The organism is Pseudomonas sp. SDO5522_S412 (assembly GCF_054071215.1).
The window spans coordinates 1-8,903 of the sequence record NZ_JBSVWQ010000231.1 but is presented as its reverse complement, the minus strand read 5'-3'; the positions used below and the strand labels follow the sequence as shown (position 1 = coordinate 8,903).

The following is an 8,903-nucleotide window of genomic DNA, read 5'->3' as shown; positions in this document are numbered from 1 at the left end:
ATACATCTGTGACTGATCCACCGCATTCGCGAGCAAGCCCGCTCCCACATTTGATGGGGTTTGCAAAACGGGTTTAGAAGTCGCCCCAGAGTTGTTGGGCTACGGCCAGCGCCACGACTGGCGCAGTTTCGGTACGCAGCACCCGTGGGCCCAACCGTGCGGCATGAAACCCCGCACCTTGTGCCGTTTCGACTTCGCCATCAGTCAATCCACCCTCCGGCCCGATCAGGAAGGCCAGGCTCCCAGGCTTGGCGTGGCTCACCAGGGGCTCGGCCACCGGGTGCAGCACCAGCTTCAAATCCGCTTCGGCCTGTTTCAACCAATCCGCCAGCAACAGCGGTGGGTGAATCACCGGCACTCGCGAGCGACCGCACTGCTCGCACGCGCTGATCGCCACCTGGCGCCAGTGCTGCAGGCGTTTGTCGGCGCGTTCGTCCTTGAGGCGCACTTCGCAGCGGTCGCTGAAGATCGGGGTGATTTCATTCACCCCAAGCTCGGTGGCTTTCTGGATCGCCCAGTCCATCCGCTCGCCACGGGACAGGCCCTGGCCGAGGTGAATCTGCAACGGCGACTCGACCTGCCCGGCGACGGTTTCGGTGACTTGCACCACCACGCGTTTTTTGCCGACTTCCAGCAAGCTGGCGCGAAACTCCTGTCCGGAACCGTCGAACAACTGCACGGGGTCGCCTTCGCTCATGCGCAATACGCGGCTGATGTAGTGCGCCTGGGCTTCCGGCAACTCGTGGTCGCCAAGGCTCAGGGGGGCGTCGACAAAAAAGCGGGACAGTCTCATTTCTGTTCTCTGGAAATAGTGTGCAGGGCGGACGCGGAGCGTCCATGGCTGCATTCCCACGCGGAGCGTGGGAACGATCAACTCAATCAGCCCGGATCACGAAACCCCGGGTGGAAATCCTTGGGCACCGCCACGCTGACCTTGGTGTTGGTGGCAATGTCGATCCCTTCGCTGGCCACTTCAGCCAGGAAGTCGATCTGCTCCGGGGTGATCACATACGGCGGCAGGAAGTACACCACGCTGCCCAACGGCCGCAGCAACGCGCCTCGCTCCAGCGCATGTTCGAACACCTTCAGGCCCCGGCGTTCCTGCCACGGGTAGGCGGTCTTGGTGGCCTTGTCCTGCACCATCTCGATGGCCAGCACCATGCCGGTCTGGCGCACTTCCGAGACGTGCGGATGGTCCACCAGGTGCGCGGTGGCGGTGGCCATGCGCTGGGCCAGGGCCTTGTTGTTTTCGATGACGTTGTCTTCTTCGAAGATATCCAGGGTCGCCAGGGCCGCCGCACAGGCCAGCGGGTTACCGGTGTAGCTGTGGGAGTGCAGGAAGGCCCGCAGGGTCGGGTAGTCGTCGTAGAAGGCCTCGTACACATCGTCGGTGGTGACCACCGCGGCGAGCGGCAGGTAGCCGCCGGTCAGGGCCTTGGACAGGCACAGGAAGTCCGGGCGGATGCCGGCCTGTTCACAGGCGAACATCGTACCGGTGCGGCCAAAGCCCACGGCGATTTCGTCGTGGATCAGGTGTACGCCATAGCGGTCGCAGGCTTCGCGCAGCAGCTTGAGGTACACCGGGTGGTACATGCGCATGCCGCCGGCGCCCTGGATCAGCGGCTCGACGATCACGGCGGCCACGGTGTCGTGGTTTTCGGCCAGGGTCTGCTCCATGGCCAGGAACATGTTCCGGGAATGTTCTTCCCAGCTCATGCCGTCGGGGCGCAGGTAGCAGTCGGGGCTCGGCACCTTGATGGTGTCCAGCAGCAGGGCTTTATAGGTCTCGGTGAACAGCGGCACATCGCCTACCGACATCGCGGCGATGGTTTCGCCGTGGTAGCTGTTGGTCAGGGTGACAAAGCGCTTCTTGTTCGGCAGGCCGCGGTTGAGCCAATAGTGAAAGCTCATCTTCAGCGCGACTTCGATGCACGACGAACCGTTGTCGGCGTAGAAGCAGCGGGTCAGGCCTTCGGGGGTCATCTTCACCAGGCGCTCGGACAGCTCGATCACTGGCTGGTGACTGAAACCGGCGAGGATCACGTGTTCCAGCTGGTCGACCTGGTCCTTGATGCGCTGGTTGATACGCGGGTTGGCGTGGCCAAACACGTTGACCCACCAGGAACTGACGGCGTCGAGGTAGCGTTTGCCTTCGAAGTCTTCCAGCCAGATGCCTTCACCGCGCTTGATCGGGATCAGCGGCAGTTGCTGGTGGTCTTTCATCTGGGTGCAGGGATGCCACAGCACCGCAAGGTCGCGTTGCATCCACTGGTTATTCAAACCCATGTTCATTCTCCTCGAAGCGGCTCGCGACGTGCGCGGGCGAAACAATCGCGCAAGCCTATGCAATGCAGGCCTGTGTCACAACCCATTGCGAGTCTGAAGCGTAAATTGGTGGTAAACGCAGGACAGTCCGTCACGTTTCTTCTGGATAGTCCTTAATCTCTTGTTAACTTACTCTGCATACGCTCTTGATCGTATTTCTCGATATTTCAAAGCGAAATTTTCCGCTTTAATTCGATAGGTAAATCGATAGTCTTGCCACAGCTCTTACGGGATTTGGGACATGCAACTACGTAATTCACCGGCCCGCTATGGCTGGGTCAGCATCGTTTTGCACTGGGGCGTGGCCCTGGTGGTGTTCGGTCTGTTCGCATTGGGCCTGTGGATGGTCGGTCTCGACTACTACAGTGCCTGGCGCAAAGACGCCCCGGACCTGCACAAGAGCATCGGCATTACGCTGTTCGCCATCATGCTCGTGCGGATCGTCTGGCGCCTGGTCAGCCCGCCGCCGCCACCGCTTGCCAGCTATAGCCGCATGACGCGTCTGGGGGCTGCGTTTGGCCACGCGTTCCTGTATCTCGGGCTGTTTGCCGTGATGATTGCCGGTTACCTGATTTCCACCGCAGACGGTGTCGGGATCCCGGTGTTTGGCTTGTTTGAGATTCCTGCGCTGGTTTCCGGGCTACCGGACCAGGCAGACACTGCAGGCGTGGTGCATTTGTACCTGGCCTGGGTATTGGTGGTGTTCGCCGGCCTGCATGGCGTGGCCGCGCTGAAACACCATTTCATTGATCGTGATGTGACCCTGGTTCGTATGCTGGGGCGCAAAGCCTGATGTTCAACCTCGACTCACAAGGAATAGAAAGCATGTTGAAAAAGACTCTCGCCGCTCTGGCCATCGGTTCTGCCCTGCTGACTGCCGGTCAGGCGATGGCAGCTGACTACGTTGTCGACAAGGAAGGCCAGCACGCCTTCGTTGACTTCAAGATCAGCCACTTGGGCTACAGCTTCATCACCGGTACCTTCAAGGACCTGGACGGCAAGTTCAGCTTCGATGCTGCCAAGCCTGAAGACAGCAAGATTGAGTTCAACGTCCGCACCGCCAGCGTGTTCACCAACCACGCCGAACGTGACAAGCACATCGCCAGTAAAGACTTCCTGGACGTTGGCAAGTTTGCCGATGCCAAGTTCGTCTCCACCAGCGTCAAGACCACTGGCAAGAATGCCGCTGGCCAAGTCACTGCTGACGTGACCGGCGACCTGACCTTTCACGGCGTGACCAAGCCGATCGTCGTCAAGGCGACCTTCCTGGGTGAAGGCAAGGATCCATGGGGCGGCTACCGTGCCGGCTTTGAAGGTACTACCTCCTTCAATCGCCAGGACTTCGGCAAGCAGATGGACCTGGGTCCAGCGTCCAACAACGTTGAGCTGTACGTGACGTTTGAAGGTGTGAAAGCGAAGTAATTTTCGCCGGCCACACAAAAATGCCCCGGATCTCGCGATCCGGGGCATTTTTTATGGCGCTTTGAAAACTCAGCGGTTGCGGGTCAGCAACGCCGGTTTTTCACCACGTGGACGGCCCGGCAGTTGATCCAACTGCTCAGGTGTCAGCGTGCGATCGCTTTTCGACTCTTTGTGGATGATCTTCGGTGCCGGGCCGCCGCGCGGGTTTTGCACCGCTGGCTCCGACAGGCGAGGTTGATCATCACGGGCCGGGCGACGGTTGCGCGACTCTTCGCGACGGGCCTGGCCGTCACGCGGAGCACCGTTGCGCGGGCCGTTGCGCTTGGCAGGCGGGGTGCCGGTGGTGGCGCCATTGCTGCTGCGCGGACCGTTCTGGCGACCTTGTGGCTGCCCGCCAGTACGCGGATTACCGGCGCCTGCGCCCTGGGCCGGAGCGCCCGGACGACGACCACGGCCCTGGGCCGGCTTGGCCTGGGGCACGTAGTCAACGCGGTTACCGAAGTTGTCCACGTCGTCGTCCAGGAACTCGTCCGGAGCACGGTCGGCAGCAGCACGTGGCGGCTGGCTTGGCTGGCGCTGTTCGCGGGCCGGGGTGCCTTCACGGGGCTTTTGCTCACGGGCCGGGCGTTCGCCACGGCCATTGGTCGCAGCCTTGTCCTTGCCGCCCTTGTCCTTGCCCTTGTCTTTACGACCGCCACCACCGCCGCCGCCGTTCGGGCCATCGCCCTTCGGACCGCGTGGGTTGTTGCGCGGGTTGCGCACGTCCGGACGTTCGCGCACTTCAGGCTTCTCGGCCTCAACCGCGCTGGAGTCGAAGCCCATCAGGTCGCCGTCGGCGATTTTCTGCTTGGTCATGCGCTCGATGCTTTTCAGCAGCTTTTCTTCGTCCGGTGCGACCAGGGAAATGGCCTCGCCCGAACGACCGGCCCGGCCAGTACGGCCGATACGGTGCACGTAGTCTTCATCGACGTTTGGCAGCTCGAAGTTGACCACGTGGGGCAGTTGGTCGATGTCCAGGCCGCGAGCGGCGATGTCGGTGGCGACCAGGATGCGCACTTCACCGGCCTTGAAGTCGGCCAGGGCTTTGGTGCGGGCATTCTGGCTCTTGTTGCCGTGGATCGCGACGGCGGTGAGGCCGTGCTTGTCCAGGTACTCGGCCAGGCGGTTGGCGCCGTGCTTGGTGCGGGTGAACACCAGCACCTGTTCCCACGCGCCGGCGGTGATCAGGTGGGCCAGCAGCGAACGCTTGTGGGCGGCCGGCAGGCGGAATACGCGCTGCTCGATACGCTCGACCGTGGTGTTCGGCGGCGTGACTTCAATGCGCTCGGGGTTGTGCAACAACTTGCCCGCCAACGCGGTGATGTCGTTGGAGAACGTGGCCGAGAACAGCAGGTTCTGGCGTTTGGCCGGCAGGCGCGCGAGGACCTTTTTCACGTCATGGACAAAGCCCATGTCGAGCATGCGGTCGGCTTCGTCCAGCACGAGGATTTCCACGTGGGACAAATCGACGCTGCCTTGGCCGCACAGGTCGAGCAAGCGACCCGGGCATGCAACCAGTACGTCGACACCGCGGGACATGGCCTGAACCTGTGGGTTCATGCCGACGCCGCCGAAGATGCAGGCGCTGACGAACTTCAAGTCGCGGGCATACAGCTTGAAGCTGTCATGCACTTGGGCGGCGAGTTCGCGGGTAGGGGTCAGGACCAGTACGCGCGGTTGGCGCGGGCCATGACGCTGGGATTTGTCCGGGTGACCGTTGGGGAACAACCGCTCCAGGATCGGAAGGGCGAAGCCGCCGGTTTTACCAGTACCTGTCTGAGCCGCAACCATCAGGTCGCGGCCTTGCAACACGGCGGGAATGGCCCGCTGTTGCACCGGAGTAGGCTCGGTATAGCCCGCTGCCTCGATGGCGCGGACTAAAGCCTCGGAGAGACCGAGGGAAGCAAAGGACATGAGTAATCCTGTTTTAGTTAGGGCTTGGCCCAGAGGGATAGTCTTGCCTGGCGTGAATGGCGTTTAGATGAACGCAATCCCGTCCGGTCCTGCTGGGGCTGGCGGGCACTCAGACGGCTCGCGCGGGCTTGAAAGCTGCGCTGTAGCGGGGTCGGGTGCCTTTTGCAAGACCGAAGCGTCCGGGCGTAAGCCTGGCGGAAAGGCCGGAGTATAACAGAGCAATCACTCTGCGCTGCTTTCCTGCTGCTCAACGGTGCGTACGGGCAGGGCTGATGCGCTGGTTTGCGGGCTGCTGCCCGCATATTTGGCACTCAAGGCCGCGTAGGCAGGCTCTTGCTTGAAGCGTTTGAGTTCGGCGGCGAAGCGTTGCACCAGCAAATCCATGCCGGCACCGCGGCGCACGGCCAGGAACTGTGGCTGGCTGCTGACCACCTGGGGGGCCTGGGTGACCTGGTCCTCAAGTCCAAGGGCCTTGAGTACATGCTGGCCAACCCGACGGTCCGTGATCACCAGGTCGATCCGGCCAAGGGCCAGTTTGCCGAAGTTGGCCTCATGGCTGGCGGCCGGCTCCTGCTTGAAGAGGGTGGACTCGCTGAATTCGGCGCCATAGAGGTAGCCTGGCGAGGTGCCGATGGTCAGGCCGCGCAGGTCGTCGAAGGTCTGGAACGGGTGTGGGCGCTGATTGGCGTAGAACAGCACGAACTCCACCTCGGACAGCGGCTCGCTGGGGTACAGCAGCACCGCGTCGCGTTCATGGCTATGGAAAATATCCAGTGCGCCGTCGGCCTGGCCCTGGTCGAGCATCGCCAGGCAGCGCTTCCAGGGCAGGAATTGCCAATCCACATCGATGCCCAGGCGCTGGAACACGATCACCGTGGTCTCGTAGTCGAGCCCGCGCATGGTGCCGTTGTCGTCGTAGACGTAAGGCGCCCAGGGCTCGGTGACAATGCGCAGTTTCTCGCCATGGGCACCGAGGCTCAGGCAAGCGAAAAGAACAGCAGTCAATAACCGGAAAGTGACAGGCATACCCTGAGATTACGACTGTATCGGGCTAAAGAGAAGCTCTGGCACAGTGATCTGCGGGCGCCCGCCAGGTTTACTTGCCCGGAGATTTGATCAGGTGTTCGTAGATCGCCTCGCGCCGCTCGCCGAGAATCAGCCGCACCACGGGATTGTCAAACCAGTGCTCCAGCAGATGGGCATCCACCGGTCGACCCTGGCGCTCTTCCTGGTTTTGTCGGGCCTTGTCCCACCAAACCGGGCCACACGCCTGGTCGAACTCGTTTTCATGTTCGTAGCAGCCGTAGAGGATTTCCCGGATGAACTGCTGCTGGTGCTTGGGCAATGCCAGGGTGATCAGCTTGTACATCAGGCGTTGCAGACGAGGCGGGCGGGGCAGGTGGGCGGAAACCTGGCGCGTGTCATCCAGGGCCGTGGTGCTGGTGGGGTTTGCCCCATGCTTGGCGATCCACGCCTTGACCTTGGCCCGGAACAGCTGCTTGCGGCTCCAGTAATGGTGGATCAGGTCCGGGCATTCGCGCACGTTGAGGGTGCGATAGGCGGCAATGGACAGGCAGAACTCTTCCAGGGTGTAGGCGCCCTGGGCATGGGGAAACAGTTTGTCCATCAACTCGATCGAGCGGTCGAGGATGTGCGCGTCCTGCTGCGTCAGGCCCATGACCCCGGAATTGAGGGTCATCATGTCATCGTCGGCCACGCCCATGTCCAGCAGGCGCTGGTACAGGGCGCTGTACAGAATGCTTTCGTGGTTGTCGCCGTACTTGGTGTAGAAGGCGTTGCACAGCAGGGTGCCCGGCTGCACGCGTTCAAACAGCGCCAGGGGCGAATGATGGAAAAACGTATCGGTGTCGATCAGCAGCGCCACTTCGGATTCTTGCAACACTTGCCGCAGCACCACGTGCTTGGTGCGAAAGTGGTAGCCGTGAGGCTCGCTCCAGCGTTTGCGCGTGGCTTCGTCCAGCGGGCGTACCCGTACCGGCAGCAGGCGGTAGGGCTCGGGGTTGTCGGTGAAGACCTGGATGTCGATGCCTGTGTCCGGCTCGTCCCGCAGGAACGACAGGGCGCTGGCGATGCTGAATACCGCTTCCTGATGGTAAGTCTCTGCGCCGAACACCAGGTAGACCAGTTGCGGGCGGGACGTCGGGGCGGTTGTATTCATGGACTGCAGAATTCCGTGGGCGTTTAGAACGGCAAAGGCCCTCATTATGAGGGCCTTTGCATTTCGGAACAGACCTTAGCGTGGCAGCTTCAGGTTGTTCCAGACAGCGAGGCTTGGCTCAGCCTGGTTCAGGGTATAGAAGTGCAACCCTGGCGCGCCACCTTGCAACAATTGTTCACACATTTCGCTGATGACCTGTTCGCCGAACGCCTGGATGCTCTTGACGTCGTCGCCGTAGGCTTCCAGTTGTTTACGAATCCAGCGTGGGATTTCCGCGCCGCAGGCGTCAGAGAAGCGCGCCAGTTTGCTGTAGTTGGTGATCGGCATGATGCCCGGCACGATCGGGATGTTCACGCCCATCGCTTGTACACGCTCAACGAAGTAGAAGTAGCTCTCTGCGTTGAAGAAGTACTGGGTGATCGCGCTGTTGGCGCCGGCGTTGGCCTTGCGCACGAAATTCTGCAGATCGTCTTCGAAATTGCGCGCCTGGGGGTGCATCTCCGGATAAGCGGCCACTTCGATGTGGAAGTGATCGCCGGTTTCTTCGCGAATGAAGCTCACCAGGTCATTGGCGTAGCGCAGCTCGCCGCTGGCCATGCCCATGCCGGACGGCAGGTCACCGCGCAGGGCGACGATGCGCTTGATGCCGGCTTGCTTGTATTGGGTCAGCAGGCTGCGCAGGTCAGCCTTGCTGTCGCCCACGCAGGACAAATGCGGAGCAGCAGGTACTTTGACTTGGCTTTCCAGCTGCAGCACGGTGTTGATCGTGCGATCGCGGGTGGAGCCACCGGCACCGTAGGTGCAGGAGAAGAAATCGGGGTTGTAGCTGGCCAACTGCTTGGCAGTTGCCATCAGTTTTTCATGCCCAGCATCGGTCTTGGTCGGGAAGAACTCGAAGCTGTAGCGACGGTCTTGGGACATGGTCATACCTATGGAAACTCATAAAGCCAGAAGGTGCACACCGTCAATGTGGGAGCGGGCTTGCTCGCGAAGGCGGTATGTCAGTAGTCGATAAGTCGACTGA

General features: G+C 61.5%; 8 protein-coding genes. 2 read left to right on the top strand and 6 right to left on the bottom strand.

All coding sequences use genetic code 11. The annotated features are described in order from the left end of the window. Positions 1-73 precede the first annotated feature (73 nt). Both ACW9I6_RS27705 and ACW9I6_RS27700 read right to left on the bottom strand, forming a co-directional pair. Positions 74-793: a 16S rRNA (uracil(1498)-N(3))-methyltransferase gene (locus ACW9I6_RS27705; RefSeq protein WP_457340057.1), complete on the bottom strand. Its 720-nt coding sequence runs from the start codon at positions 791-793 to the stop codon at positions 74-76. Between the two features lie 86 nt (positions 794-879). Continuing rightward, the gene (locus ACW9I6_RS27700; RefSeq protein ID WP_457340056.1) at positions 880-2,286 is read right to left on the bottom strand and encodes an adenosylmethionine--8-amino-7-oxononanoate transaminase; all 1,407 of its coding nucleotides are present in this window, start codon (positions 2,284-2,286) and stop codon (positions 880-882) included. A gap of 280 nt (positions 2,287-2,566) precedes the next feature. Between ACW9I6_RS27700 and ACW9I6_RS27695 the strand changes: the two genes are divergently transcribed. Together ACW9I6_RS27695 and ACW9I6_RS27690 are read left to right on the top strand one after the other, a co-directional pair. After that, entirely contained in the window at positions 2,567-3,118 is a 552-nt protein-coding gene (locus ACW9I6_RS27695; RefSeq protein ID WP_003216842.1) for a cytochrome b, read from the top strand. A 32-nt stretch (positions 3,119-3,150) separates the two neighbouring features. Next, positions 3,151-3,747 (top strand): YceI family protein, encoded by a 597-nt coding sequence (locus ACW9I6_RS27690; RefSeq protein ID WP_003216844.1) that lies wholly within the window; start codon positions 3,151-3,153, stop codon positions 3,745-3,747. A gap of 69 nt (positions 3,748-3,816) precedes the next feature. Here the strand turns inward: ACW9I6_RS27690 and ACW9I6_RS27685 are convergent, their stop codons facing one another. The 4 genes from ACW9I6_RS27685 to metF all read right to left on the bottom strand — a co-directional run bounded on the left by ACW9I6_RS27685 (position 3,817) and on the right by metF (position 8,800). Beyond that, positions 3,817-5,700: a DEAD/DEAH box helicase gene (locus ACW9I6_RS27685; RefSeq protein WP_457340055.1), complete on the bottom strand. Its 1,884-nt coding sequence runs from the start codon at positions 5,698-5,700 to the stop codon at positions 3,817-3,819. A gap of 222 nt (positions 5,701-5,922) precedes the next feature. Further along, positions 5,923-6,726 carry a substrate-binding periplasmic protein gene (locus tag ACW9I6_RS27680; protein WP_023659310.1) on the bottom strand — a complete coding sequence of 268 codons (804 nt, stop codon included), beginning with the start codon at positions 6,724-6,726 and terminating at the stop codon, positions 5,923-5,925. A 70-nt stretch (positions 6,727-6,796) separates the two neighbouring features. Further along, entirely contained in the window at positions 6,797-7,879 is a 1,083-nt protein-coding gene (locus ACW9I6_RS27675; protein ID WP_457340054.1) for a hypothetical protein, read from the bottom strand. Between the two features lie 75 nt (positions 7,880-7,954). After that, positions 7,955-8,800 (bottom strand): methylenetetrahydrofolate reductase [NAD(P)H], encoded by an 846-nt coding sequence (gene metF / locus ACW9I6_RS27670; RefSeq protein ID WP_301051582.1) that lies wholly within the window; start codon positions 8,798-8,800, stop codon positions 7,955-7,957. Between the last annotated feature and the right edge of the window lie 103 nt (positions 8,801-8,903).

Excerpts from the sequence above, each read along its gene's own strand:
- ACW9I6_RS27705 (WP_457340057.1), bottom strand. The coding sequence starts at position 793 with ATGAGACTGTCCCGCTTTTTTGTCGACGCCCCCCTGAGCCTTGGCGAC.
- ACW9I6_RS27700 (WP_457340056.1), bottom strand. The coding sequence starts at position 2,286 with ATGGGTTTGAATAACCAGTGGATGCAACGCGACCTTGCGGTGCTGTGG.
- ACW9I6_RS27695 (WP_003216842.1), top strand. The coding sequence starts at position 2,567 with ATGCAACTACGTAATTCACCGGCCCGCTATGGCTGGGTCAGCATCGTT.
- ACW9I6_RS27690 (WP_003216844.1), top strand. The coding sequence starts at position 3,151 with ATGTTGAAAAAGACTCTCGCCGCTCTGGCCATCGGTTCTGCCCTGCTG.
- ACW9I6_RS27685 (WP_457340055.1), bottom strand. The coding sequence starts at position 5,700 with ATGTCCTTTGCTTCCCTCGGTCTCTCCGAGGCTTTAGTCCGCGCCATC.
- ACW9I6_RS27680 (WP_023659310.1), bottom strand. The coding sequence starts at position 6,726 with ATGCCTGTCACTTTCCGGTTATTGACTGCTGTTCTTTTCGCTTGCCTG.
- ACW9I6_RS27675 (WP_457340054.1), bottom strand. The coding sequence starts at position 7,879 with ATGAATACAACCGCCCCGACGTCCCGCCCGCAACTGGTCTACCTGGTG.
- metF (WP_301051582.1), bottom strand. The coding sequence starts at position 8,800 with ATGTCCCAAGACCGTCGCTACAGCTTCGAGTTCTTCCCGACCAAGACC.